Source organism: Campylobacter sp. 19-13652, from assembly GCF_019702925.1.
In the GTDB taxonomy this organism is placed as follows: Bacteria; Campylobacterota; Campylobacteria; order Campylobacterales; family Campylobacteraceae; genus Campylobacter_A.
Window position 1 is genome coordinate 270,055 of the sequence record NZ_AP024713.1, and the last position, 26,382, is coordinate 296,436.

Here is a 26,382-nt window from a genome sequence, read left to right on the forward strand (position 1 = left end):
ATATCGATAAATTTAATCAAAGAGGCATTTTGGATCTGTTTTTTATAGAGTATAGAGACCCGATTTTTGGGCTTATATTACTGAGTGCTATTGTCTTTGTCATTGCTTTTAGTAGCTATATATGGGGTATTTTTTATGGTAGAAAAAAAAGGCGGCGGCTTGTTAGATTTATAAATAAATTTAACTCCCAAACCAGCCTTAGCCAAAAGCATCGCGAGATGCTCTCTAGCTTTGATGTGGACACGCAAACACTAGGGCTTTTGGCAAATGCCTTTGTAAAAAGTGGCGATTTTGATAAAGCCATAAGCGTATATTTAATCGCTCTTGATAAAGCGAGCAATCAAGCCGAAAAGGAGTGGGCGCTAACTGAGCTTGGTAGCGCTTATTTTAGGGCTGGGTTTTTACTGCGAGCGGCTGAGGTATTTACTGAGGCGCTTAGTTTTAGGGCTAGGAATTTAACCGCTCTTAGGCTTTATGTCGTCGTTTGTGAGCGACTTAGACGTTTTGATGATGCTCTTGAGGCTTTACGTGCGCTTGAGGAGCTAGGAAGCGATGTAAGCAGCGCAATAGCATACATAAAAGCCCAAATCATCATCTCAAACCGAGAATTATCGCTAAATGAACGCATAAGCGAGGTTAGCAAGCAGTGCTCTAGCTTTGAGCTATATAAGCGCATGTGTATGCAAGCTTACATGAGCGAAAATGGCTCACTTGCGGGCTATGCTTTTGAATTTGCCCCATTAAAAGATGTGCTTGATATAGTCTATTTTCAAAGCGATGGGGTAAATTTAAAAGACCCAGAGTATGCTGCGCTATTTTACGCTAAAAGCGAGCTTGATACGCCAGAGCTAAGCGCAAAAAATGCACTTAGTGCGATGAGCTTTGAGCTTCGCTCACTTAGTGCGCTAAGAAAGGCTAAGCTAAGCTACGCTACGCTTAGCTTTGGCTATGTTTGTGCCTCTTGTAAAGCAAGCTTGCCTATGCACTTTTACCGCTGCCCTGTATGCCATGAGTTAAAAAGCTGTAAAATACTCCCTCATCTAACGGAGAAAAGCGATGAAAACAGTATGCCTTTTTAGTGATGGAAGCTGCCTAAATAACCCAGGCGCAGGGGGCTGGGCGTATATATTAGAGTATAAAGGTGCTGTGAAAAAAGCAAGTGGGGCGCAGGCAGATACTACAAATAATCAAATGGAACTTAGAGCCGTCATTGAAGGGCTTAGGGCGCTTAAAGAACCATGCAATGTCTTGCTTTATACAGATAGTTCATACGTGGCAAATGCGATAAATTCATGGCTATCTGGCTGGAGTAAGAAGAACTTTAAAAACGTAAAAAACGTTCCACTCTGGCAAGAATACATAGCCGTCGCAGCCCCGCATAATATAAGCGCAACATGGGTAAAAGCCCACGCAGGACACCCGCAAAATGAGGAGTGTGACACTATGGCTAGGGCTATGGCAGAGAGCATAAAGGAGAGTAGATGAGTAAGCTTGAGGATAGATTGGGGTATAAATTTAAAGATAAAAATCTCCTAAAAGAGGCGCTAACTCACAAAAGTAGCAAGAAAGATTATAGTAACGAAAGGCTTGAGTTTTTAGGCGATGCGGTGCTTGATTTAATCGTCGCTGAGTATCTTTTTTTAAAATTTACAAATATCGCAGAGGGGGACATGAGTAAGCTTAGGGCTGCGCTTGTAAATGAGGCGAGCTTTGCTAAGATGGCCGATATTTTGGGTGTTGGCGAGTGTCTTTATCTCTCAAGCGCAGAGGAGCATAATGGCGGCAGAGGCAAGCCAAGCCTGCTAAGTGATGCTTTTGAGGCTATAATAGGCGCTATCTACCTAGAGGCTGGGCTTAGTACTGCTAGTGGTGTGGCTGTGGGGCTACTTGAGCTATGCTACCCAAAAATAGAGCTAAATACTCTTACAAAAGATTATAAAACCACGTTGCAAGAGATAACTCAAGCAAGCTTAGGTGTAACGCCAAAATATGAGCTAATAAGCGCCTCTGGACCAGATCATAAGAAAGAATTTGAAGTCGCACTTTTATTAAATGATAAAGAAATTTCACGTGCCTTTGGCAGTAGTAAAAAGCAAGCCCAGCAAGAAGCGGCGCGTATCGCAATAGAGGTACTTAAGGGGGAAATCGATGAATAGCTTTGGCAATAAATTTAGACTTACGACATTTGGCGAAAGCCACGGAGTGGCAATAGGCGGCGTCATAGATGGTATGCCATCAGGTGTAAAAATCGACCTAGAACTTGTCCAAAGCGAGATAAACCGCCGCCGTGGAGGGCAGAGCGTGTATGCTACACCTAGGGCTGAGGCGGATAGGATTGAGGTTTTTAGCGGAATTTTTGAGGGCTTTAGCACGGGTACGCCCATAGGATTTGCTATATATAATGAAAACCAAAAATCAAAAGATTATGAGAGCTTGCGTGATATTTTTCGTGCAGGGCATGCTGACTGGGGGTATTATCAAAAATACGCCGTGCGCGATCATCGAGGTGGCGGCAGGGCGAGTGCGCGCGAGACTGCTGTACGCGTGGCTGGTGGGGCTTTTGCTAGGCTTTTGCTCGATAGCTTTGGTGTGAGTGTAAAAAGCGGCGTTTTAAGCGTGGGTAGCGTAGATATAAGCGGCGAGCCTGACTGGGATTTGGCGGCTAGGTCTGAGATATTTGCACTAGGGGCTGAGGAGGCGATGAAGGCTGAGATAATGAACGCTAGAAACGCTCATGATAGTGTGGGCGCGTCGGTGCTAACTATCGCACAAGGCGTCATGGCTGGGCTTGGCGAGCCGCTTTATGGTAGGCTGGATGCGGCTTTGGCTAGTGCGCTTATGGGGATAAATGGCGTAAAAGCAGTCGAGATAGGCGAGGGGGTGCGAGCAAGCCGTCTAAGAGGCTCTGAAAATAACGACAATATGGGTGAAAATGGCTTTTTAAGCAACCACTCAGGCGGTATTTTAGGAGGCATTAGCTCTGGTGAGCCTATCGTGTTAAAGAGTCATTTTAAGCCCACTCCTTCTATCTTTAAGCCACAGATGACGCTTGATAAAACTGGCGCAGTACGTGAGTATGAGCTGCGCGGTCGGCACGATCCTTGCATAGGTGTACGAGGAAGTGTCGTGGCTACTGCTATGGTTAGGCTAGTACTTGCTGACATGCTTTTATTAAACGCAAGTTCAAAGCTTGAAAGCCTACAAAAGCTCTATTAAATTTAATAAGATAATAATTTATTATTAAAATATTTGTGATATAATTTCTTAAAATTTGGTTTTATTTAAAAGTGCGCTTATAATTTAATTAGCTTTTGCTAGGATTAGGCTGAGTTTATCTAGAATTTATGCGAGCTAATCTCCTATGCCAAGTGGCTTTATTTTGTGGGATATTTTGGTGCACTTTAAGAATCTAGACCTTAAGCTAAAGCCATATTTTACCTAAAACGTAGCTGTGCTTAAAAGCGATAAAATAGTGGCATTGTATGCAGGGCTAGTTTTGTTTTGTACATAGTCATTTTTAAAGCTTAAGGTTTAAATTTGCATTTAAAGCCAAGATTTAGCCGTTTATCTAGCGCATTGCGGCAAAATCGGTATTTGGGTAAAAAGGTAAGTTTATGAATGAATTTTTAAAAAACTCATATATAAATATGGTTGATTTTTTAGCAGCTGTTTTGGGGGAGAATTATGAGATAGTTTTGCATGAAATAAGCGAGCAAAACTCAAGTGTGATAGCTATCAAAAACTCTCACATAAGTGGGCGCGATATAGGTGCGCCGCTTACTGATTTCGCGCTTAATATCCTAAAAAATGAGGAATTTAAACATAGTGAATATGCGCTAAATTACAAAGCTTTGGCAAAGGGTAAGAGAATAAATGGCTCTACATTTTTTATAAAGGAAAATGGCACAATTACAGGAATGCTTTGTATAAATTATGATGATGAGGGCGCAAAAGATGTGCTTGAAAGGCTTGCAAAAATTCTTGGATTAAACTGCAGTTTTGACGAGACAAAAAGTGTAAGCCAAGAGACACTAAGCGCTAGCGTAGAGGAGATGATAGGCTCATTAGTTGGCGATAAGGTAGAGCTTGTAAATAGCGGCGCCATCCTCACCCCAGCGCAAAAAGAGGAGGCTATTCAAATCCTTTATCAAAACAGTATATTTAGTGTAAAATCAGCCGTAAATATAGCCTCAAAAATGCTAAAAATATCAGAGCCAACCATATATAGATATTTAAAAAACATTAAAAATTAAGCCATTTTATCTATATGGATAAAAATTTATTATTATTTTGCTTTTTGGTATTTTTCATGCTAAAGCTTTAAAATTTGCATAAATTTATATGACTTGGATTTTATTTAGTGCTAGCCAAACATTAATCATACTGTGGCGCAGCGACAAAGTTGTTATGAGTTTAAAAAACCTTTTAAATTTTTAAAAGGTAGGTCATGTATGTTAAAAGTTTTGGGCGTAGATAGTATTAGCCCCACCTTCCTTATTTTTTAGAATGCCTTATAATTTTTAAATTTTAAGCTTTGTTTTGCAAATTTTTGATGATAAAGGCTTTATAAATTTAATAGATTATACTAAGAATGGTTTTATAGATAAAGTGGGCAAAAATAGTTCTTATGTGCTCATGAAAACCATCAAAATCGTGTGATATATAGGCTTTTGGTATTTTCATATTGTCTTGTAATGTCGGCATGATTTTTAGAATGCTGGATTTATGCATTCCTAAAATCTGTGCTAAACTATTCATATGCGCGGTACCGTCTTACTAAAACTAACTTAAGCTTTAAAAAGAGACATTTTATAAAACATAGCTAAAATCATTTAAAATTTAAACTCTACTATTCCTTTACCTACAAATTTAATCCATAATAAAGCCAAACACCACTACCTTATACGTCTAATATCACACCCAACTAGACTACATAGTAAAAACTATATGTTTGTCTACTCACACTTTATTTACAGTTATCCTGCTAAGCCACCTTATGGCCTTTATGCACTCCTATGCCGTAAGTCAAAGCTTAGCTTTTTGTACCACTTCATGGATTAAACCACTAAGTCTAAGTAAAGTAAAGCTAAACTAGATGTTAGTAAGTATATTACAATGCAATGCAAGTAAAATAAATAAGCCACTTATATATGTGACATAGGGATTGCTTTTGGAGTTTTATAAAGCGAGGTTATTGGTTAAAGGAGCCAAAATAAGAATACACACTCAGGATTATTAAGTGTTTGATTTATCATTTAAAATTTGACTAAATGCGTTATTAGCCTATTTTGCAGGCAAAAAATCTAAAATAATTTTTAGCTTTAAATTAATGCCATTATGATAAGGTTTAATTTTTAAGCCCTATTTTATAGTTTTAATTAATACTAGCTCTTTTAAACAATAGTATTGCTTTAAAATTTCATAAAGAAAATACTATGCTGCGTAGTAGTGTGTCTGCGTTATTTTTAGATTTTTTGTCGTGTTTTAAAAGTACTAAATAATTGCGCAGCTTTAACCACTGGTACGAATTTATTGATTTGTAATTAAAACAAAACAAGCCTTTAAAAGAGCCTTAGTGCCTTAACGCTTAAATGGTTCAAGAAGCCAAAAATATGTAGCAAATAGCAAGAGTCGTCTGTTTATTAGGAGTGTGGCGCTATAAACCTAAAATAGTCATTTGACAAAGCCATAAAGCCTCCATTAAGCGCCCCAAAAGCCCTAAAATCTCTATTATTAAAGCCTTTATGACAGGCTATTATGCAGATTTTACCCAGCTTTAAATTTAAAATCTTAACCCTAAAACACTTACTGCGCAAAATTAGATACAAGATAAAGGTCTGCATTGATTTTACGTTTAATTGCAAAGTCAAACTTGTAAAATGCGACATAGAGCGAAAACGCTAAGTGTGGTAATGGTTGTTTTAAAATCGGCGTTTTATCGTAGATAAATTTATCACGCAGTTTTATTGATGCGGCGATATTTAGCTAGTAGCTTTTGTCATGTTTTTTGCTTTTAAATGCGACAAAAGACTGTAAGCTTTATTAATTAATTTAGCTTGTGCGCCTCATTGCTTTATACGTTTAAAAATATAAAATAGCAAAATAAAGCATTTTTAGGGTGTTGCTTGTTAGTAGTTTTTCTGCGTAATGATTGCAAAAATCTTGCAATCTTGTTGGCTAAGATGGAAGCATTTTAAGTTTAATACGCTAAATCATGCTTGAGATTTGTGGCGTCTTTAAATTTGCAATTAGCACCTAAATATTTATAAATTGAGTAAATATATACAAATATTTTTTAAATATTAAAAAAACAATAATAATTTATTATTAATTAAGCAGCGATATGATAAATTCTAAAATCTACTTTTAGGAGGGAGTGATGAGGGATATAAAGCTTGGGCTGGAGACCGAAAGCCTACATCTATTTTTCCAACATCGAGGGCTTAATCTCTTTGAATTTGCTGATATTACGGCTGATTTAGGGCTTGATGGGGTACAGATTAATATCATTCCTGATCTAAATTTAAACCAACGTTTTGGTACATTAAAGAGTAATGACGAGAGCTATTTAAAAAATTTGAATGATAAAATTTTATCTTTAAATTTATACTGTGAGATAGATACGCGCTGGAGTGATTATGAGCTTTTAAAAGAGGATATACTGATAGCCAAAGCATTAGGTGCTAAGCGAGTGCGTAGCTATTTAAAGCCACAAAATGGCGAGATTAGTAGGGCTGATTTTTTAAAAAGCATAGATGATTTAGAGCGGATTTGCGAGCTTTTAGAGCGATATGACATAGAGCTGGCACTTGAAAATCACGAGTATGAAAGCAGTGATGATTTGCTTTATATCATTGAGAAAATTGGCTCAAATAGGCTTGGCGTGCTTTATGATACGGGAAATTCGATGATGGTGCGCCGCGACCCCATAATCGAGGCAAAAAAGCTCCTTCCGTACATAAAAATGGTGCATTTTAAAGATCACATAGTCTGCCTTGATGGCGATGAGCCAGTAGTGAGTGGGACGTTTTTAGGTGAGGGAAGCATCGATATAGAGGCGATGTTTGAACTTCTTGCTGATCACACAGACGCAAATATCAACCTAGAAACGTGCTACCCATACTCAGCCACTTTTAAAGACCCAGCCATAATCGCAGCCAGAAAAAGTGGCGCAAAAATCACAAAAGAGCTTTTAAAAGCTCTGCCTTTAAGCTCTATTTCAGATGAGCTTTATGCGGAAATGGAGGCAGAGCTAGCGCAGGCCGGGCTAGATGGCGTAGATTTGTCTAGCTTTTTTAGTGATTTTTATGCGGTTAATGTAGCCAATAAGATATGCGAGGGCGGCAAGAATTTGCAAGAATTTGTTAGAGCAGACGCTAGCGGCTTGCATCATTTGACAGGCTTAGGTAGCGATAAAATGCAAGATTTTGCTAGTGCGAGTAGCGATAATGTGCACGCTTTGGATATGCAAGGCGGTGAATTTTTGTGTAGTGGCAAAACCTCGGCGACTTTGGCTATGCGGCGCAATGAGAGCGATAGTTTTGATATTTTAAGCAAGCCTGACATTGGCGACGCAAACTCAAGCCACACAGGATTTAGTGGCGTATGTGAAAATAGCTCAAAAAGCGCATTTGAGCCTGAAAATGTGGTATCTGCAGTTGAAATTAAAAGCGATAAAAAAGTTAGAGGCAATGATTGCGGCAGCGTAGGTGGTGCTTTTGGCGTCTATTTTAACGAGTATTTAAATTCCAACGTGCAGGCGTGTTTAAGCGAAGCAAAAAGTGGAGGTAATAGCAAAGACAACACGCTTAAAAAACGCTCAGCGCAAGCTACTAAGCTTTTAATGGCAAGGCACGCGTCAAATATCAGGGCTTACGCAGGCAAAAACGCAGTGCATAATCTCACGCTAAAATCGGATAGTGTGCGCTTAGATAGCGTAATAGGCGAGGCAAACGACGCAGCTTGCGAAAGTAGTGAAAGTCTCGTGGTAAAATCAGGTAGCGCAGATGGCAAGCATATCGTAAAGAGCGTGCAAAAAGCAGCCGTGGCGCAAAATATAGGCAGCAAAAAGGGCGCAAGTGATTCCCTTGAAATAGGCAAAATAGTCCACGCTGCACTAAAAGCTAAGAGTGCTGAGCGGTTTGAATTTAAAGGCGTATTTGAGATTAAAAAAGCTCCGCTACCAAAATATATAAACCCTATGAGCTATTACTATCCGCACACCATCAGCGAGCGCGCATTAGAGGAGCTTTTAGCTTTTCAGATTAGTTGTGTGCGCCAAAGTGCAGTGCGGCTTATAAATTTGAGAAAAAAATATCTACAAAAGGAGGCAAAATGAGAAATAAGTGGCTTTCGTTAGCGTTTTTGATACTTGGCGCTGGGACGGTTTTTAAGTTATCGTCGATTAAGGACGTATTTTACGTACCTATGCAAGACGTTTGGGGGCTTACAAACACCCAAATTGGACTTGCGTTTACCTTTTATGCGATAGTGCAGACGGTGGGGTATTTTACCTCTATGTATATAGCCGATAGATTTTCGAAAAAAATTCTACTTCCCATCGGACTAGTTGGCGTGGGGCTTTGTGGGGTGTATATGACAACCCTGCCTGGGTATGTGGGCTATTGCGTGGCCTTTGGTGTGATGGCGCTTTTTGGGGAGGTCATCTACTGGCCTTCGCTTTTAAAAGCAGTCAGGCTTTTGGGTGATAAGAGTGAGCAAGGCAGGCTTTTTGGCTTTTTGGAGGCTGGTAGAGGGATAGTGGATGTAATAGTCGCTTTTGGGGCGCTTTTTGTCTTTGGCTATTTTGGCGAGGGCAAGGCTGGGCTTATGGCTGGGCTTTGGTATTATACGATAGTTACTAGCTTAATTGGCGTGATAACTTACTTTTTAATAGATAATGATGACGCAATAAAAGATAGAGATAATGCTAATAAAATCGTCTGGCAAGGAATTTGGTGGGTACTAAAAGATGCTAAGACTTGGCTTGCGGCGTTTGTGATATTTTTTGTCTATTCAGCTTATACTGGGCTTACTTATTTTATACCATTTATGAAAGACATCTACGCTCTGCCAGCCGTTTATGTGGGCGCTTATGGCATTATTAATCAATACGGGCTTAAGCTATTTGGCGGCGTGATAGGAGGCACTTTAAGCGATAAGGTATTTCACTCGCCGCTTAAGTATCTGCGCTTTACATTTTTAGTCGCAGCTGCGGCAATAGTGGGCTTTGCGTATTTGCCGCACGAGAGCATAAATATTACCCTTGGCATGGTTATTACGCTTTGTATAGGTGCGATTATTTTTACTCAACGTGCTGTGTTTTTTGCCCCTATGGATGAGATAGGTACTCCACGTGAGTACGCAGGCTCGGCTATGGCGCTAGGATGTCTTATAGGCTATATGCCGTCTATGTTTGGGTATTTAATTTATGGCTATATTATCGATACTTTCGCTGGCATGGCTGGGTATAGGTATGTGTTTTTAATTATGGCTTCTTTTGCGCTTTGTGGCTTTATTTGCGCGAGTTTATTGCTTAGTAAACTTAGAAAAGATAGCTGATTTTGGGGGAGCTTTCCCCTATATTTTTAAGTTGTAAAATGTTTTGTTAAATTTTATCCCTAGCAAAATGCCCACCGTTTGCTTGCGCAAGAAAGATTAAGTTTGTTTTGGATAATTTTTGGCTAAAATACCACTCTTTTAAATTCTAAAAATTAAAAATTTAATAGATTAAAGTTGAGTTAAAGGTAGAGTAAATGAAAGTCATAAAACGAAACGGACGAAGCGAAGAGCTAGACATCTCAAAAATCAAAAAATACACCACTGAAAGCGTACTAGGGCTTGAAAACGTAAGTCTTTCAGAGCTTGAAGTAGACGCTAAAATCCAGTTTCGTGATAATATCACTACCGAGGAAATTCAGCAAACTCTAATCAAAACTGCAGTCGATAAAATCGACCTAGATAGACCAAACTGGACCTTTGTTGCGGCTCGTCTTTTCCTTTATGACCTTTACCACAAGGCCACAGGCTATAACGGCTATAATCACCTGCGTGATTATTTCACACGTGGCGAAGCAGAAGGGCGCATAATACCAGGGCTAAAAGAAAAGTACGACCTAGACGAGTTAAACGATTACATCGTGCCTGAGCGGGACTTGCAATTTACCTACCTAGGCATAAAAACCCTTTATGACCGCTACTTGATAAAGGATAAAAACGCCCAGCCTATTGAGCTACCGCAGCAGATGTTTATGGCGATCGCTATGTTTTTAGCACAAAATGAGCTAGACTGCCAAGAGTGGGCGAAGAAATTTTATGATTTAATCAGCAAATTTGAAGTAATGCCTGCTACGCCGACCCTAAGCAACGCTCGTACCACACGCCACCAGCTAAGCAGCTGCTATATCGGCAGCACGCCTGATAATATCGAAGGCATCTTTGATAGCTATAAAGAAATGGCGCTTCTTTCTAAATTTGGCGGCGGTATCGGCTGGGACTGGAGCAAAGTCCGAGCCATGGGTGGTAGCATTGACGGGCATAAAAACGCCGCTGGGGGTATCATACCATTTTTAAAAGTAACAAACGACATCGCAGTCGCCGTCGATCAGCTAGGCACTCGCAAAGGCGCAATAGCCGTGTATATCGAGCCGTGGCATATGGACGTGAGCGATTTTCTAGACCTGCGTAAAAACTCAGGTGAGGAGCGTCGCCGCGCCCATGAGCTTTTTCCAGCGCTGTGGATAAACGACCTGTTTATGAAACGACTTGAGGCAAATGAGCGCTGGACGCTGTTTGACCCAGCGCAGGTAAGCGACCTAACCGACCTTTACGGCGAGGAATTTGAAAAACGCTATGAGCAGTACGAAGCCGATCCAAATATTCAGAAAAACTCAGTCCTAGCCAAGGAGCTGTGGAAGAAAATATTAACGAGCTATTTTGAGAGCGGAATGCCGTTTTTATGCTTTAAGGATAGCTCAAATAAAGCCAATCCAAATGACCACTCAGGGCTTATTAGAAGCTCAAATTTATGCACGGAGATTTTCCAAAATACAGACCCAAACTACTACCGCATAAAAGTAAGCTTTGCCGATGGGACTTCAGTGCTTTTTAACGAAGAGGACGAAGTCGTAACAGATGGCGGCATAAAGAAAAAAGCCAAAAAGCTAAGTAGTCTTGATAGCATATACTCAAAAGAGATATTCATAGTAGAAAAAGAACCAAGCGAGGGTAAGACTGCCGTATGTAACCTAGCTAGTATAAATTTAAGCAAAATCCACACTCCAGAGGATATAAAGCGCGTTGTGCCTATTGCTATTAGAATGCTTGATAATGTGATAGATCTAAACTTCTACCCACATAAAAAAGTCAAAAATACCAACCTAGCAAGCCGTAGTATAGGGCTAGGCGTCATGGGCGAGGCTCAGATGCTAGCGGAGGCAGGCTGTGAGTGGGGCAGCTACGAGCATTTTTCAAAGATTGATAGTATTATGGAGCATATTAGCTACCATGCTATTTATACAAGCTCAAATCTAGCTGTCGAAAAGGGCAAATATCCTACCTACGAGGGTAGTAAATGGAGTAGGGGAATTTTCCCTATAGATAGCGCAAACGCTGAGGCTAAGGCGCTTGTAAATCGTGGTGGGCTTTTTGACGAGGTGGGATGTGATTGGGAAAAGCTAAGACAAAAGGTAAAAGCTGATGGTATGAGAAACGGCTATTTAATGGCAATAGCGCCAACTTCAAGTATAAGCATACTCGTGGGTACGACGCAGACTATTGAGCCAGTTTATAAGCGTAAGTGGTTTGAGAAAAACCTAAGTGGTATGATACCAACTGTAGTGCCAAACCTAAGCCTAGATACGTGGAATTACTACACTCCAGCCTATGAGCTAGACCAGCGCCAGCTAGTGCGCGCAGCCGCCATACGCCAAAAGTGGATAGACCAGGGGCAGAGCTTAAATATCTTTATGAGCCTTGATAAGGCAACGGGCGGCTATTTAAACGATATTTATACCCTAGCGTGGCGGCTTGGGCTAAAGTCGACTTATTACCTACGCAGCGAAAGCCCAGACAGTGAGAAAGTAAGTAGTGTGGCTGATAGAAGTATAGAGTGCGAGGGCTGCCAGTAATTTTGCTTTTCTTTGCCTTTTAAGCCAGCTTGTCTCGCACGTCATCTTTTGCTTCGCCACTTCGTGGCTTGCACCCGTTGGGTCAATGAGCTAGCGATTTTGCTTAGTCACATACTATCTGTATGCTCCTTTGCAAAATCACGTCGCAACATTAAAATCTAACGCACGATACTTCGCATTTGCCGCTTGATATCTGCGTGGAAAAGTCTTGCACCCAAAACCCCATGTAATGAGTGGCTTATTGCCGATTTTTACGGCGATACGAAGTGAGCTGCTAAAAATCGTGCCGACGCTGCGAAGTAGCGGCGGTTATACTTTACTATACTGCCATAGGAGCGTATGCAAGCCACACAGTGGCTTAGCACAGTAACTGCTTGCTGTGCGTGCATAAAGTGAGTAGGCGAGTATATCGCCCTGCGATACGAGCCGCATAGACAGTGGGGTGGGTTAGGGTGTTGGGATAAAAGAAAGTGGGCAACTTCGTAACTAAAGTCTCCTTTCTTAACGAGAAAACAAATTTAAATTAAAATCCTTTTCCTCTAGCTTAAAACAAAAGCTGTAAAGTTAACAAGCTATCTCTTAGCTTAAAAATAAATTTAAACAAACCAAAAGCACCTATGGTTTCTACCCTTTTTAACAGAAAAATAAGGCTTAAATTTATTCTGCAATATTTCGTATATGGCCAGTTCTTAACACATAAGCCTACCTAGAATGATGACTGCTTTTAGACAGCGAGTATTTACAGGGCAGCGCAAGCAACAATACCCATAAAAATGGGCGAGGCGGTTTTGCAACCAAAACTGCGCTAATGGTGCAAAAAATGGTAAAAATAAATTTAAATTGGTGCTTTATCGTGAGAGTGTCCGTAGGCTTGCAGGGCTTAGGATGAGGGTTTTGTCGTTTGTGCTATAATCAAAAACAAGTGAAAATCTACTGTGTGCATTTGCCACATATTATCCGAGCTTTAAAAATGGCCTAGGATTAATCTTATTTTTGCGGACTTAAATTTATAAAGATGGCGTGCTTTACCAGATTTAAGCATCTACTATCTGCAAAGTCTACAAAATAGCTATCATTTTGCTTAATTTACAAGCAAGTACAAATTTATCCCAGCTCTGTACCTAGTCTTTCAGCTAGCTTTATTAGAGTTTTGGCAGCTCGTTAAGCAGCTTGCAAGCCTCGTTGTGCGCCATGTCGCACGCCTTTTGCAGGTAGGTTTTTGCGTTTTCTAAATCCACGACATCAAGATACGACACCCCTAGGAAAAAGCAGCCAAATGCGGTGTCATGCTCGCAGGCGCGAAGGGCTAGATTTTTTGCTCTATGCCAGTCTTTATCTACCCCTTGAGCTAAAAAATATATCCCAGAAAGCAGTCCACACGCCTCATACGATGGGCTGGGTGCAAAGCATGCTAGCTCAAACATCTGTCTAGCTTTAGTATAATCCACACTCTCGCCGTATCCTTCATAATACATCACGCCCACATCTGTGCAAGCAGCGGATATAGGTTTATCCTTGTCGTAGCAGGCGCTTTGTAGGTACTCTTTGGCGATTTTATAATCCTTGCTTTTGCCATTTGTGCCTAAAAAATACTCAACGCCTAATTTATACTCTAGCTCGCTTTTTATGCCCTCATCGGCTAAAATAGCGCTTTTAAGCCCAAAAACAGCGCTAAAAAAGATTAGCCAAGCGATAAACTTTTCACTCCTAATCTTTTTTAAATTTAATAAAGTCCCATAAAGCAAGCTATTTTTTGGCATTTTGGTATATCGGCTCTAGCTTTTGGGCTATTTTGCTAAGCTCATCTATCCTAGTTTGATTTGATGGGTGAGTACTTAGTATCTCTGGTGTGCTTGTGCTTGAGAGGGCTTGCATCTTTTTCCATACGTTTACCGCAGCTTTTGGGTCATACCCAGCGCGCGCCATTAGCTCCGTGCCTATGGCGTCCGCTTCACTTTCGTGTGAGCGCGAAAATGGCAGAGTGAATGTGTATTTTGCCGCTATATTTAACCCAGTTTGAGCCACGCCACCTAGCTTAAATATGCTAGCAACTGCCACAAGTCCTAGGTTTTTTATCTCCTCGCTGCTGGCTTGTTCTCTGCTATGCTCTCTTAGTGCGTGAGCCATTTCATGCCCTAAAACAGCCGCAAGCTCAGCATCGTTTAATCCAAGTCTTTTAATTATCCCACTATACACCACTATCCTGCCGCCAGGCATACACCAAGCATTTAGTGTATCCTCATCTATGGTATGCACCTGCCATTGCCAGCTTCTAGCGTCAGTGCGAAATGCCCCTACTTGTGCTATTAGACGCTTTGCTACTCTGTTTACTTGCTGTGTAATTTTGACGTCTTTATCAAGCGTACCGGCGGTTTTTGCTTTTTGCAGGACTTCTGAGTAGGCGAGACTTGATTGCTTATTCATATCATCAGCACTTACTAGCATAAGTTGGCTTCTATTTGCCCCTACCACTCCGCCAGCTGTGCTTGAAGCGCAACCTGAAATGATGAAAATAGCCAGTAAAGATAGTAAAATTTTAAGCATTTTTTACCTTTTAAATTTGATATTTATCTGAAATTCTTTCAAACGTTTATAGATTGAGCGAAGCTCGGTTACCGTCGTCCAATTATCTATAAATACACTGAAGCTCTCTCTAACTTGAGAAAATGCGTTTGAGACCTGCACTAGCGTCCCAAGCGTTATAGCCCCAGTAAAAAGACCACCACCCATAAGCACGTAAGGTACGATGACAAGCACTTGTGAAAACGAAATCAGCCAGAGGTTAAAGTAACCATAGTGCAAAAATAGCTTGTAGTAATTTGCCTTTAAGGCGCTAAATAAATTTGATATTTGCTGCTGGCTTGCGTATTTTTGCTTGTCATCTTCGGCTAAGACTAGCTCTTTGCGAAAGGCGGCTTCGGTTTTTTGGTTATTATACTCAAGATGAGGTAGTTTTATGCCGACAAACCACGACACTCCAAGCCCGCCTATGCTAACTAAAAGCGCGACCCAGACTAATGAACCTGGAATATCTTTTAAAACAGGCAAGGGCATATGCTCGCTAAGAGCCCAAAGCACTGGGATAAATGCGATTAAAGTCATAAGGGCTTTTACTGCCTTTATCCCCAAATCCTCCAAAATCTTAGCCAGCCTGTAAACGTCCTCTTGTATGCGCTGGCTTGAGCCTTCTATGTCTTTTTGTGTATCTCTCCAAAGCTCTATATAAGCAAAGCTCATCGCCTCTCGCCAGCGAAAGACCCAGTGGCTAGCAAAAAATGACAGCAGCATATTTACTGCAACGTATGGCATGGCGATGTATAAAAACTGCTCTATGCTATCCCAAAAATCCTGCACGTTATGCTCTTTTACATTTTGCATAATGTCATAAAAGCTTGCGTACCAGCTATTTATTTGTACGTTTAAATGGGTGATATAAACAAGCGCAAGCAATATTAGTGCTATGCCGCCATACGCCCAAAGCGCCCATTTTTTACTAGCGAAAAATGATGAAAACATGCTTTCCTTTCATATTTTAAGAGAGTAAATTATACTTTATTTAGATAAATTTAAACTATAATGTAATATTATGTGATTTATTTTTTATTAAAGGAAAAGTATGAAAAAGCTTGCGATTTTAGCGGCTATGGCACTTGCTTTAAGTGCGAACGCAGCGCAGAGTATAGAGGTGCATAAAAGTAAGTATTGCGGTTGTTGTGAGGGCTGGATAAGCTACCTTAAGAAAAATGGCTACGAGGTAAAAGTAGTAAATGCTGAAACAGTCGGCGAAAATCTGGATAAATTTAAACTAGATCATGGCATTACAGATGATACTGCAAGCTGCCATACAGGTATTATCGATGGATATGTAGTAGAGGGACATGTGCCGCTAGTTGTGATAGAGGAGCTGATTAAAAATAGGCCAGCTGATGTCGTAGGAGTGTCTGCGCCTGGTATGCCTGTTGGCTCCCCTGGTATGGAACAAGGTGATGACAAGGATGCTTATGATGTTGTGGTGATTAAAAAAGATGGCTCAGTTGAGAGTCTGGGCACGTATAGAGGCGATAAGAAGGTAAATTAATCTTTACTTTTTGCTGTGGGATTTGCCATGGCTAGCAGCTTTTAATTTATGGTGCGTCTTTAATTTAGATTGCCTTAGTTTTTAAAGAAGCACCATAAGAGAGTGTTTGTTTGTGGCTTAAATTTACGTGCATTAAATTTTAAACTGCGAAAATTTGGTTTTTTATTTTGTGATATTGTTTTTATTAAAACGCCATCGTCTAATTCCGCCTTGCTTTGACTTTACGACGGATGCTAACCTGATGACGCTAAAAGTGTCGCTATTGTTTAAATTTAAAGTTTGTTTTGCTTGCGACTTAGGGGCGAATATAGTCTAAAGTAGCGGCTTAAAAGACGCACCTTTGCGCAAATTTAGTCAAATAAATTTAAACTTAGCTTTGTGATTAAATTAAAGGCTCTGGGAAATAAGGCGCTTGCATGTAATACCGCAATCTTTTAAAATTGCCACATAATGCTTCTGTAAGGCTTAAATTTCATATTTTTATGCTTATAAAATCGGTAAATTAGTATTACGTTAATGAGAGCCTATTGGCGTGAAGGCTCGGTTAAAAATGCTCGCCTTTGCCCCAGTGGCGGTATTTGCCCCTTTTCGCGATGCCAAATACGCTAAGCTTTGTTCTGCTTTTTTGCGCTAGGCGGGCGATTTTATGGAGGTGGCGTGGGCTAAAGGCGACTAGCATCTCATACTCTTCGCCACTACTTAGCTCTTGCTTGCTTTTGGCTTTTTTAAATTTAAACCCAAGCCGATTTATGGCGCAAAGCCTGCCTAAATCCCTGCTAAGCCCATCGCTAATATCCATACCGCAGCGCAAAAATCTAGCTGCCTTGTAGATAAAATCTCCACGCAAAACAGGACGCACGAAGCGGCTTTTGCTCCTAGCTTTTCCGCCATTTAGCAGGGCTTTTAGTCCGGCTAGGCTAGAGCCAAGCTCGCCAGTGTGAGCTATCAGATCGCCAGCCTTTAGCCCCGTTCTACGCAGGGCTTTAGCGCCATTTTCTAATCTTGAAAGCACACTAATGCTAATGTTTAGCTCGCTTGATTTTATCGTATCTCCGCCTACAATCTCGCAGCCAAATTCATCGCAAGCTTGCTTAAAGCCAGCCCTTAATCCATCCACAAGCTCCACATCAGCCCTATCCAGCCCAAGCCCTAAAAGCACGTATTTTGGGCGTGCATTCATGGCGATGGCGTCTGAGATATTTACTATCATCGACTTATATGCTATGGCTTTAGGGCTTAGCCAGCCACGCTTAAAGTGCGTATTTTCGCAAAAAAGATCTTTGCTAGCCACCCACTGCCCAAGCACCGCCCCATCATCGCCTATAAATTTATTCTTAAACCCTGCTATGACGTGGCTTTCAAAGTCCAAGGCTAGCCCTTTATATAGTCTTTGGCATTATAGGGTTTGTTGGCGCTATAGTCTTTTAAAAGCCTGACTACGACGGGGCTTAGGATTAGTATGGCGATTAAATTTGGTACAACCATGAAGCCATTAAAAAGATCGGCCAGCTCCCAAACTAGCTCGACTTTTTGCGTGCTACCTAAAAATATACAAGCCACCACGCCCACTTGTAAGGCCCTTATCCAGCGTGCTCCAAGCAGGTAGCGGACGTTTATCTCCGCAAAATAATACCACCCCACAATGGTAGTAAAAGCAAAGAAAAATAGGCACACTGCAATAAAGACATATCCGCTGCTATGTCCGAAAATATGCGTGCTAAAGGCTTCTTGTACTAGAGCTATGCCACTAAAGGCTGTTTTGCCACTTTCTAAATCGATAACTCCTGAGCTAAGCACGACAAAGACGGTGATATTTAGCACTATAAAGGTATCGACAAAGACGCTCATGATGCCTAGTTCGCCCTGTTCGACTGGGTGGCGGACTATCGCAGCTGCGTGGGCGTGTGGGGTGCTGCCCATGCCAGCTTCGTTAGAAAACAGCCCCCTTGCGACGCCGTATCTCATCGCCGTGGCTATACCGACCCCAGCTGCCCCACCCCAAGCGGCGAGTGGGTTAAAGGCTGAGTTTATGATTAGGTAGATTATATGGGGGATTTGATTTAGGTTAAAGGCGATTATGGCTAGCCCCACGAGTATGTAAAGTATCGCCATGGCTGGGACGATTTTTTCAGCTACCCTTGCGATTGCTTTTATCCCGCCTATAAATACAAAAGAACAAATCGCCGCAAGTACTAGCCCCACTGCCCAGCTAGGCACGTCAAAGGCCGTGGCAAAGCCGCCGCTTATGGAGTTTGCCTGCACCATATTTCCCATAAACCCAAGTGCCAAAATAAGTGCGATAGAGAAAAATCCAGCCAGCCACTTGCCAAAGCGTCCGCCCACGCCACGCCTAATGTAAAAGGCAGGACCTCCTATGATATGCCCGCTATCGTCTTTGCTGCGGTATAGCTGGGCTAGGCAGATCTCGGCGAAATTTGTTGCCATACCCAAAAACGCCGCCACCCACATCCAAAATATCGCTCCAGGGCCACCCATAACTAAAGCCGTCGTCGCTCCGACTAGGTTTCCTGTGCCTACTTGTGCGGCTATGGCGGTGGCTACGGCCTGAAAGGAGCTCATACCGCTTTTGCCAGCGGATTTGCCGTGCAGGCTGAAGTTGCCAAAAAGCCTGCTAGCTGCGTCTTTAAATTTAAAAATTTGGACAAATCCAAGTCTAAAAGTAAAAAACAGCCCAGCTCCACAAAGTAATAAAATGAGAAAATAAGGCCCCCAAATAAAGCTATTTATTGCGGTTACACTCTGCGTTATGTTATTAATAAGCTCGCCCATAAGCTACCTTTCGTTTAGTTTTTGTTTTAAATTTACTCGCCCACTCGTTTTTGGCTTGCTTTTTTGCTGGGTTTAATTCCAGCTAGCTTGCATTTTTATCACTTATTTTTTAGCTTTGCTTGCTTTAGCTTAAATTTTTAGCTTTTGTCTCACGCTTACTTTGGTGTTTCTGGCTTTTGACTCCCACGCCTGCTTTGGCGTACGGACTAGATACCTGCGTGTCGCTCGTGCTTTTGGCTATTTTTGCTAGCTCGCATTTTGCTTGCTTGTGTCTGCGTTTAGCCTATTTCATGCCAGCTTTGCGGCTTTAGAGCGGATTAATAAACGCCGCCCTGTGATTAGGAAAAATCACTCAAAAGCCAAAATCCATTTTTGCCAAATCAGACTTTGCTTTTACTATATTTAGCCACCATTTGCCAAAGCAGGCGGCTAGTCATCTAGTAGGTTTAAAAGTCTTGACGCCACAAGTTTGCTTTAGCCAAAGTCCTTTGGCTTTTACGTTTAAATTTACATAATCCTAAATTTTGTCAAAATCTGCAGGCTAGAACAAGCCTCAAAGCCACGTCAAAAGCATTTAAAGTTAGCCAAATTCACTGCTAAATCTGCCACAAAGGCTTGCTAAAGTAAATGCTTTTAAAACAAAAATTTAAATTCAAAGCCTGATTATACTTAAAAATCTTTTAAATTTAATAAAGCTGAATATAAAATTAAACTTTTTTGGCTAAAATTACGCCCAGCTTTTAGTTTAAAAGAGACTTTTTTACGAGTATTTTTATGCCGACTTCATTTATTATTGGGCTGAGCCTTGGCTTTGTTTTTCAGCGTTCTCAGTTTTGTTTTTATTCTGGTTTTAGCGCACTTTTTAGGGGCGAGTTTAAATTTATCACAGCACTTTTAGCCGCCATTTTCATTCAATCAATTGCGATTTTTACCCTAGCAGATTTTAGGCTCTTAGCCGTGCCTAGCAGCGATTTTTCAGCGCTTAGCGTGGTGCTTGGGGCGGCGATTTTTGGCTTTGGTATGGCACTGGCTAAAACCTGCGCAAGCGGGGCGTTTTTTCGCATTGGCGAGGGGAGTTTGGCGGCTTTAATCACTGCTATATTTTTTATTCTTGGTGTCATTGCTTCAACATCTGGACTTATTTTTAGCCTGCTTAAGCCGCTTTTTAAGCACGCCCAAATAAGCGGCAATCTAAGCGATATTTTGGGTGTTTCGCCTTGGGTTTTGGTGGGCGTTTTGGGGATTAGTCTAGCTTTTTCGCTCTGGCTTACTAGGGTCGAGTTTGAGCGAGCAAGATGGGATAAATTTAAGCTTTCTCACCTGCGTTATTACGCCCTGCCGCTGCTAGCTGGTGGCGTTGTGGTAGGCGTTTTGGCGGTGTGGGCGTGGCTTGATAGCTTTAGTGTGGGGCGATATTTTGGCTTTAGCTTTTCGCTGCCCTCGGCTAATTTGCTTGAGTTTGTGCTCACCGCCCAGCACCGCTATTTAAACTGGGGCAGCCTTTTTGTGCTGGGCGTGCCGATTGGAGCGTTTATCTCGGCACGGCTTAGTGGGGAGTTTTGCCTGCACGCTGGCGAGAGTGGTGAGCTTTGGCAGCGGATTGTCGGTGGGCTTGCGATGGGCGTTGGGGCTGGGCTTGCTGGAGGGTGCAATGTGGCAAATGCGCTAATCGCACCGGCGTATTTTGGGACGGCGGCAATTATGGCTACACCAATAACCATAATTGCCTTTTACTTTTCAAAAAGAATTTTTAAAATTTAAGTTGGCTTGTCTCGCTTCGCTATGCGTTGTTGGATTTTAAATTCACTCAGTCACATACTATCGTGTATGCTCCTGTCGTGAATTTAAAATCCGCCTAGCCTAGCTGTGCGATACTTCGCCTAATTTGTTCCCGTCTCGTTGATTTGACTGCTCCGCCATAAATTTAAAATGGCGACAAAGCTAAATAGCAGGACAAGAACGGAGAATGCGAAGTATCGTGCGTTAGATTTCAATGTTGCGACGCCGTTTTTAAGCGGAGCATACACGTAGTATGTGAGCATTAAAAACGGCTAGCTCATTGAAAGATGACGTGCGAGACAAGCTGGCGAAAAAGGCAAAGTCAAGCAAAAGCGAGACGAGCTGGCTTAAATAAATTTAAAAAGGATAAAAAATGAAAAAATCTTTACTCTCGGCACTCACTGCCGCTTTAATTCTCGCCGCTTGCTCTCAAAGCGACGGCGTCAAATCCATCACCACAGCAGAGCTAGCCAGCCACCTAAATGATCCAGCCTACGTCATAATCGACGCAAGGGATGATAGCCTATTTAACGGCTTTAAGGAAAATGGCGCAAAGCGTGGCGGACACGTGGCTGGGGCGGTGCAGTTTTCTAGCACGTGGCTGGGGCGGATAGATGATGATAAATTTATCAGTTTTGCCGCAGCAAAGGGAATTACAAAGGACAAAACGCTCATCATCTACGACACCGACCCTGACGCACTAGCTAGGGTGGCAGCGGAGTTTAAGGCACGTGGGTATAAGGTGGCTAGCTATGATAAATTTATTGAGTATGCAAACGATGAGAGCCTGCCTATGCAAAGCTATGCAAACTACGAGCTAGCCGTTTCTGCAAAGTGGCTAAAGGCAAGGCTAGACGAGCCAAATCCGCCAAAAATCTACGAAGTCAGCTGGGGCAGCGTGGAAAAGTCCGCCGCCTACCTTAGCCACATCGTGGAGGCGTATCATTTTGATACCGATTTAATCGAAGCTGACCCCGTGTGGAACCTGCGTCCGCTTAATGAGATACGTGCAAATCTCGCCAGCATAGGCATAGCCGCCGATACGCCAGTAGTGCTATATTCGGCCAATCAGCTAGCCGCACTTAGGGTGCTTTTTGCCCTAAAATACGCAGGCGTAAAGGACGTGCGGTTTTTAAACGGCTCGATATATGCGTGGCAGGAGCTGGGCTATCCAGTCGAGACGAAGGTAAATACCCCAGCCCCGCTGCCTAGCTTTGGCGAAGCGGCGGCGAATTTAAATATTAACGTAAGTATGCCCGATGACGTGATAAAAATGCAAAAAAGCGTGGGGCTAAAGCTAGTAAGCAACCGTAGCTGGGACGAGTATGTGGGCAAGATAAGCGGCTATGACTACATCCCAGGCAAGGGCGAGCCAGCTGGGGCGATATGGGGCTTTGCGGGTAGTGATAGCTCGAATGTGGCGGATTATTACGACCCTGATGACACGCTTAGAAACCCAGATGAGATTTTCGCCCTGTGGCAGTCTCAGGGGATAAATAGCGATGATTACGTGGCGTTTTACTGCGGCACTGGCTGGCGGGCTAGCGTGAGCTGGTTTATGACCGAGCTTGCAGGCTGGAAGCACGCCTACGTATATGACGGCGGCTGGAATGCGTGGCAGATGCATAGCCGCTACCCAGTGCAGCTAGGCGCACCAAATGGGGCAAGCAAGCCTGATAGTGGCAATGACTATGGTAAGGTGTATAAGGCTGGAGGCAGCTGCAGGGGGTAGCTTGATTTAGTTTATTTGGGTCAAATTTTAAATCTAGCATAAATTTAAACTAAATATTAGCTTAGTTTTTATAAAATGCAAGTTCGTTCTGCTATCGTAAAGCAGACAGATAGGTAAAAAGGAAATCAATGAGCGATATAATCGCCTATAAAATAGGTAACGAAATAATAGACACTCAATCAATCGACGCACGTGCTGATAAGGCGAGTGCGACACCGATATATTTTGACAACTCAGACGACGCACTAGAGGTCATCCGCCACTCCTGTGCGCACCTTATGGCGGAGGCTATCACGGCACTTTATCCTGATGCTAAATTCTTTGTGGGCCCCGCGATAGAGGACGGATTTTATTACGATTTTAGAGCAAGCAAAGAAAATGGCGAAAAGCTAGGCGAAGCCGATTTGGACGCAATAGAAAAGAAAATGAAAGCCCTAGCAGAAGCTAAAAATGACATAGTAAAAAGCGTTTTTAGCAAAGCAGAAGTGGCGGATAAATTTAAAGATGACGATTTAAAGCAAGAGGTGCTAAAGCGGATACCAGACGGCGAAGTAAGTATCTACTCTCAGGGCGAGTTTTGCGATATTTGCCGTGGGCCGCACGTGCCAAATTCAAAATTCCTACGCTTTTTCAAGCTCACTCGTGTGGCTGGGGCGTATCTGGGCGGCGATGAGAGCCGTGAGATGCTTACACGCATTTATGGCACGGCTTACGCTGATAAGGAGAGCCTAAAAGAGCATATCCGCATAATCGAAGAGGCCAAAAAGCGAGACCACCGCAAGCTAGGCAGTGAAATGCGGCTATTTACCTTTGATGAGCAGGTAGGGGCGGGCTTGCCGATATGGCTACCAGCTGGAGCTAGGCTAAGAGCGAAGCTAGAAAAGGCGCTTTTTAAAACCCACCGCAAGCGTCGCTACGAACCAGTGCGTGGGCCAGAGCTGCTTAAAGCGGACGCGTGGAAAACGAGCGGACACTACGCAAACTATAAAGAAAATATGTATTTTACTCGCATTGACGATGTGGAGTATGGCATAAAGCCGATGAACTGCGTGGGGCATATTAAGGTATATGCGAGCGAGATACGCAGCTATCGTGATTTGCCGCTTAAATTTTTCGAGTATGGTATGGTGCATAGACACGAAAAAAGCGGCGTACTACACGGGCTATTTAGGGTGCGTGAATTTACCCAAGACGACGCACACATTTTCTGCACCCCAGCACAGATAAAAGAAAACGTCATTGAAATTTTAGGCTTTGTCGATAGCATAATGAAAACCTTTGGCTTTAGCTATGAGATGGAGATTTCAACCAAGCCAGCCAAGGCAATAGGCGATGATGAAGTCTGGGAAGTAGCGACAAATGCACTAAAGCAAGCGCTCGATGAAAACGGCTTTAGCTACGGCATAGACGAGGGCGGCGGAGCGTTTTATGGCCCTAAAATCGACATTAAAATCACAGATGCCCTAAAGCGAAAGTGGCAGTGTGGCACTGTGCAGGTCGATTTTAACCTACCTGAACGCTTTGAGATAAGCTACATCGACGAAAATAATGAGAAAAAACGCCCCGTAATGCTGCACCGCGCGATACTGGGTAGCTTTGAGCGCTTTGTGGGGATACTGCTTGAGCATACGGCTGGGGAGTTGCCATTTTTCATAGCCCCTACGCAAGTAGCCATCGTGCCTATCGGAGAAGCGCACCAGGAGTATGCAAAGGAGCTGGCCTCTCTTTTAAGCGAGCTTGAAATAGATAGCGAAATATACAATAAAAACGAAACATTAAATAAACGAATTCGAACGGCAGAAAAGGCAAAAGTGCCACTAATCATCGTCCTAGGCGATAATGAGGTGGCTAACCGCAAGGTCGCTCTGCGTGATCGCACATCTCGCAGCCAAAGCGAACTAAGCGTAGATGAGTTTTTAAATTTCACAAAGGACAAACTAAATGAGGTGCATTTTTGAGTAGGGAAAAAGACGTTTTTTTAAACGATGAGATAAGGGCGGTTGAGGTCAGATGTGTGGGCGATGACGGGGCAAGTTATGGCGTGATAAGCCGTGATGAAGCCCTAGAAATCGCTAATCGTATGGGGCTAGATCTCGTGCTAATCGCCCCTGACGCCAAGCCTCCAGTGTGCAAGATAATGGACTATGGCAAGTACCGCTATCAGCAGGAGAAAAAGCAAAAAGAGGCTAAGAAAAAGCAAAAAACCATCGAGATAAAAGAGATAAAGCTGGGCGTAAAAATCGCGCAAAACGACATAAATTACAAGGTCAAGCACGCTAGGGAGTTTTTAGAGTCTGGCAAGCACGTGAAATTTAGAGTTTTCTTAAAAGGGCGTGAGATGAGCTCGCCTGAAGCTGGCGTCGTGCTGCTAAACCGCATATGGGAGAGCGTGAGCGACATAGCCGATAGGGACAAAGAGCCACTACTTGAGGGTCGATACGTCAATATGCTCGTCGTGCCTAAAAAATAACGCACTAAGCGGATAGGCTAAGTGGCTTATCCGCCTCTACCACTTTTAACTTGCAAGGCTTATTCCGCTTTATAATTTGGCGCATTAAAGACAAGCAAAATAATTAAATTTAATCAAAAAATTATATTGCGTGCGGCATTATATTTTGACTGCTTGTGGCAACAAAACCAAAAATACCATCATCTCACATAGACAATTCACGTGCAAAACTGGCTATTAAAGGGGGATACAAACTAATAAATTTAGCCTTGTTTTTGGTATCCAATATTTTACTTGGCGCAGAAAAAAAGCAACTTAATCTAATTTATAAATTTAGCGCAAGAGACAATTTTAGCGATTTTACTAGCCGTGCAAAAAGATACAAATACCATCCAAAGCACCAAAAATTCAGCAATACGCACGGGAGAAAATTTTAAATTAATACAAGCTACGCTAGCAAGCGACAGCCAAAAAGTGCAGGACAGAAAATGCGCTCTTTAAATTATTTGACCCTAGCATTTGATAAGCTATAGCGGCTCTTACAAAAAGTAGCCATATTTAAATTTATAGGATTAGGCAAGAAAATTGCAGATTTTTTCTAACGCCAAAGGGCTTAAAAACGCTAAAATATGAGCAAATTTAAAAGGAGAGCAAATGCAAAATCTAAATGAGAAAATAGCCCTAAAAGAGCTAGTCGATACCTTTTCAATCCTAGCCGATGAGCTAAAAATCAGCGAGCAGATGAGGCTCTTTACTCCCAAAGCCAGCGTAACCACATACATAGGCGGCGAGCTTTTTGCCAAAGCTTGTGGCAGGGCTGAGATAGAAAAGGTCTTTAGCAATTTTTTATCAAATTTTAGCAAGGCCTACCACCTAAACGGACAATTTGTCGTTAGTGTTAGCGGCGAGTCTGCCACAGCTAGGCACTACTGCCAAGTTACACTTTTAGGCAAGGACGGCAAGCTTATGGTTTATGGCGTAAGATACCTTGATGAGTATGTAAAATCAAGCCAGGGCTGGCAGATAGCAAGCAGAGTGGCTGAGTTTATGATAAGCGATGAAAGGCAGGCGTTTAATCCTTGAAGCAAGCAAAAGCCTAGGCAGGTGCGTCGTAGATGGGCTTTTAAGAGATAGTAAAGCAGGGCTTGTTTTGCTTGGTAGGAATGCGGTTGGACCTAGCAAAAGCGAGCGAGCTAGCACCATAGAAGCCGGTGCTGCCAAAACGAATGCCATAAAGCAGGCTCTATCAGATGTATATGCGGTCTTGCCGGGCTGGCTGGCGAGCTAGAAAGGCTGGCAAGTAGCGTGGCAACGGCGATAAGGCGTAAAAAGGCTAGCTTGGATTAGCACATACGGCAAAGCAGACAGCACCCCACCAGCTAGCTACGCCAAATCCGCCGCCATAATCGAAAACAGCAAGCCAGCC

20 protein-coding genes are annotated in these 26,382 nt (G+C 42.5%); 15 read left to right on the forward strand and 5 right to left on the reverse strand.

Annotated features, from left to right (window positions below; genetic code table 11):
- The first annotated feature begins 29 nt into the window (after positions 1–29).
- The 8 genes from LBC_RS01250 to LBC_RS01285 all read left to right on the forward strand — a co-directional run bounded on the left by LBC_RS01250 (position 30) and on the right by LBC_RS01285 (position 12,128).
- Positions 30–1,079 (forward strand): lipopolysaccharide assembly protein LapB, encoded by a 1,050-nt coding sequence (locus LBC_RS01250; protein WP_221254317.1) that lies wholly within the window; start codon positions 30–32, stop codon positions 1,077–1,079.
- Complete coding sequence (gene rnhA, locus LBC_RS01255) at positions 1,057–1,485, forward strand: ribonuclease HI (protein WP_221254318.1); 429 nt, start codon at positions 1,057–1,059, stop codon at positions 1,483–1,485. The genes LBC_RS01250 and rnhA overlap by 23 nt, the downstream gene beginning before the upstream one ends.
- Positions 1,482–2,156 carry a ribonuclease III gene (rnc, locus tag LBC_RS01260; protein WP_221254319.1) on the forward strand — a complete coding sequence of 225 codons (675 nt, stop codon included), beginning with the start codon at positions 1,482–1,484 and terminating at the stop codon, positions 2,154–2,156. The genes rnhA and rnc overlap by 4 nt, the downstream gene beginning before the upstream one ends.
- Positions 2,149–3,216 (forward strand): chorismate synthase, encoded by a 1,068-nt coding sequence (aroC, locus tag LBC_RS01265; protein ID WP_221254320.1) that lies wholly within the window; start codon positions 2,149–2,151, stop codon positions 3,214–3,216. The genes rnc and aroC overlap by 8 nt, the downstream gene beginning before the upstream one ends.
- 398 nt (positions 3,217–3,614) lie before the next feature.
- Positions 3,615–4,253 (forward strand): transcriptional regulator, encoded by a 639-nt coding sequence (locus LBC_RS01270; RefSeq protein WP_221254321.1) that lies wholly within the window; start codon positions 3,615–3,617, stop codon positions 4,251–4,253.
- Between the two features lie 2,126 nt (positions 4,254–6,379).
- Positions 6,380–8,338 (forward strand): sugar phosphate isomerase/epimerase, encoded by a 1,959-nt coding sequence (locus tag LBC_RS01275; protein WP_221254322.1) that lies wholly within the window; start codon positions 6,380–6,382, stop codon positions 8,336–8,338.
- Complete coding sequence (locus tag LBC_RS01280; RefSeq protein ID WP_221254323.1) at positions 8,335–9,561, forward strand: MFS transporter; 1,227 nt, start codon at positions 8,335–8,337, stop codon at positions 9,559–9,561. Before LBC_RS01275 ends, LBC_RS01280 begins: the two co-directional genes overlap by 4 nt.
- A 194-nt stretch (positions 9,562–9,755) precedes the next feature.
- Positions 9,756–12,128: a ribonucleoside-diphosphate reductase subunit alpha gene (locus tag LBC_RS01285; protein ID WP_221254324.1), complete on the forward strand. Its 2,373-nt coding sequence runs from the start codon at positions 9,756–9,758 to the stop codon at positions 12,126–12,128.
- A gap of 1,142 nt (positions 12,129–13,270) precedes the next feature.
- On the opposite strand, the gene LBC_RS01290 is transcribed toward LBC_RS01285, so the two are convergent.
- The 3 genes from LBC_RS01290 to LBC_RS01300 are packed head-to-tail and all read right to left on the reverse strand — an operon-like array spanning position 13,271 to position 15,644.
- Positions 13,271–13,888 (reverse strand): tetratricopeptide repeat protein, encoded by a 618-nt coding sequence (locus tag LBC_RS01290; RefSeq protein ID WP_221254325.1) that lies wholly within the window; start codon positions 13,886–13,888, stop codon positions 13,271–13,273.
- Entirely contained in the window at positions 13,875–14,672 is a 798-nt protein-coding gene (locus tag LBC_RS01295; RefSeq protein WP_221254326.1) for a M48 family metallopeptidase, read from the reverse strand. The genes LBC_RS01290 and LBC_RS01295 overlap by 14 nt, the downstream gene beginning before the upstream one ends.
- Positions 14,673–14,675: 3 nt before the next feature.
- Positions 14,676–15,644 carry a putative transporter gene (locus tag LBC_RS01300; protein ID WP_221254327.1) on the reverse strand — a complete coding sequence of 323 codons (969 nt, stop codon included), beginning with the start codon at positions 15,642–15,644 and terminating at the stop codon, positions 14,676–14,678.
- 100 nt (positions 15,645–15,744) lie between these two features.
- On the opposite strand from LBC_RS01300, the gene LBC_RS01305 reads away from it, so the two are divergent.
- A complete protein-coding gene (locus LBC_RS01305) occupies positions 15,745–16,206 on the forward strand; it encodes a DUF411 domain-containing protein (RefSeq protein WP_221254328.1) in 462 nt (153 codons plus the stop codon).
- A 544-nt stretch (positions 16,207–16,750) separates the two neighbouring features.
- Here the strand turns inward: LBC_RS01305 and LBC_RS01310 are convergent.
- Positions 16,751–17,575, reverse strand: a complete 825-nt coding sequence (locus LBC_RS01310) for a thiamine-phosphate kinase (protein ID WP_221254329.1) — start codon at positions 17,573–17,575, stop codon at positions 16,751–16,753.
- A 2-nt stretch (positions 17,576–17,577) separates the two neighbouring features.
- Entirely contained in the window at positions 17,578–18,996 is a 1,419-nt protein-coding gene (locus tag LBC_RS01315) for a sodium:alanine symporter family protein (protein WP_221254330.1), read from the reverse strand.
- A gap of 774 nt (positions 18,997–19,770) precedes the next feature.
- On the opposite strand from LBC_RS01315, the gene LBC_RS01320 reads away from it, so the two are divergent.
- The 6 genes from LBC_RS01320 to LBC_RS01345 all read left to right on the forward strand — a co-directional run bounded on the left by LBC_RS01320 (position 19,771) and on the right by LBC_RS01345 (position 26,244).
- On the forward strand, positions 19,771–20,757 hold the full coding sequence (locus LBC_RS01320) for a YeeE/YedE family protein (RefSeq protein ID WP_221254331.1): 987 nt from the start codon (positions 19,771–19,773) through the stop codon (positions 20,755–20,757).
- Positions 20,758–21,148: 391 nt separating this feature from the next.
- On the forward strand, positions 21,149–22,507 hold the full coding sequence (locus LBC_RS01325) for a rhodanese-like domain-containing protein (protein WP_221254332.1): 1,359 nt from the start codon (positions 21,149–21,151) through the stop codon (positions 22,505–22,507).
- Between the two features lie 128 nt (positions 22,508–22,635).
- Complete coding sequence (thrS, locus tag LBC_RS01330) at positions 22,636–24,465, forward strand: threonine--tRNA ligase (protein WP_221254333.1); 1,830 nt, start codon at positions 22,636–22,638, stop codon at positions 24,463–24,465.
- Positions 24,462–24,977: a translation initiation factor IF-3 gene (gene infC, locus LBC_RS01335; RefSeq protein ID WP_221254334.1), complete on the forward strand. Its 516-nt coding sequence runs from the start codon at positions 24,462–24,464 to the stop codon at positions 24,975–24,977. Before thrS ends, infC begins: the two co-directional genes overlap by 4 nt.
- A 633-nt stretch (positions 24,978–25,610) precedes the next feature.
- Positions 25,611–26,039 carry a nuclear transport factor 2 family protein gene (locus LBC_RS01340; RefSeq protein ID WP_221254335.1) on the forward strand — a complete coding sequence of 143 codons (429 nt, stop codon included), beginning with the start codon at positions 25,611–25,613 and terminating at the stop codon, positions 26,037–26,039.
- A complete protein-coding gene (locus LBC_RS01345) occupies positions 26,014–26,244 on the forward strand; it encodes a hypothetical protein (protein ID WP_221254336.1) in 231 nt (76 codons plus the stop codon). Before LBC_RS01340 ends, LBC_RS01345 begins: the two co-directional genes overlap by 26 nt.
- The last annotated feature ends 138 nt before the right edge of the window (positions 26,245–26,382 follow it).

Excerpts from the sequence above, each read along its gene's own strand:
- rnhA (WP_221254318.1), top strand. The coding sequence starts at position 1,057 with ATGAAAACAGTATGCCTTTTTAGTGATGGAAGCTGCCTAAATAACCCA.
- rnc (WP_221254319.1), top strand. The coding sequence starts at position 1,482 with ATGAGTAAGCTTGAGGATAGATTGGGGTATAAATTTAAAGATAAAAAT.
- aroC (WP_221254320.1), top strand. The coding sequence starts at position 2,149 with ATGAATAGCTTTGGCAATAAATTTAGACTTACGACATTTGGCGAAAGC.
- LBC_RS01270 (WP_221254321.1), top strand. The coding sequence starts at position 3,615 with ATGAATGAATTTTTAAAAAACTCATATATAAATATGGTTGATTTTTTA.
- LBC_RS01275 (WP_221254322.1), top strand. The coding sequence starts at position 6,380 with ATGAGGGATATAAAGCTTGGGCTGGAGACCGAAAGCCTACATCTATTT.
- LBC_RS01280 (WP_221254323.1), top strand. The coding sequence starts at position 8,335 with ATGAGAAATAAGTGGCTTTCGTTAGCGTTTTTGATACTTGGCGCTGGG.
- LBC_RS01285 (WP_221254324.1), top strand. The coding sequence starts at position 9,756 with ATGAAAGTCATAAAACGAAACGGACGAAGCGAAGAGCTAGACATCTCA.
- LBC_RS01290 (WP_221254325.1), bottom strand. The coding sequence starts at position 13,888 with ATGCCAAAAAATAGCTTGCTTTATGGGACTTTATTAAATTTAAAAAAG.
- LBC_RS01295 (WP_221254326.1), bottom strand. The coding sequence starts at position 14,672 with ATGCTTAAAATTTTACTATCTTTACTGGCTATTTTCATCATTTCAGGT.
- LBC_RS01300 (WP_221254327.1), bottom strand. The coding sequence starts at position 15,644 with ATGTTTTCATCATTTTTCGCTAGTAAAAAATGGGCGCTTTGGGCGTAT.
- LBC_RS01305 (WP_221254328.1), top strand. The coding sequence starts at position 15,745 with ATGAAAAAGCTTGCGATTTTAGCGGCTATGGCACTTGCTTTAAGTGCG.
- LBC_RS01315 (WP_221254330.1), bottom strand. The coding sequence starts at position 18,996 with ATGGGCGAGCTTATTAATAACATAACGCAGAGTGTAACCGCAATAAAT.
- LBC_RS01320 (WP_221254331.1), top strand. The coding sequence starts at position 19,771 with ATGCCGACTTCATTTATTATTGGGCTGAGCCTTGGCTTTGTTTTTCAG.
- LBC_RS01325 (WP_221254332.1), top strand. The coding sequence starts at position 21,149 with ATGAAAAAATCTTTACTCTCGGCACTCACTGCCGCTTTAATTCTCGCC.
- thrS (WP_221254333.1), top strand. The coding sequence starts at position 22,636 with ATGAGCGATATAATCGCCTATAAAATAGGTAACGAAATAATAGACACT.
- LBC_RS01340 (WP_221254335.1), top strand. The coding sequence starts at position 25,611 with ATGCAAAATCTAAATGAGAAAATAGCCCTAAAAGAGCTAGTCGATACC.
- LBC_RS01345 (WP_221254336.1), top strand. The coding sequence starts at position 26,014 with ATGAAAGGCAGGCGTTTAATCCTTGAAGCAAGCAAAAGCCTAGGCAGG.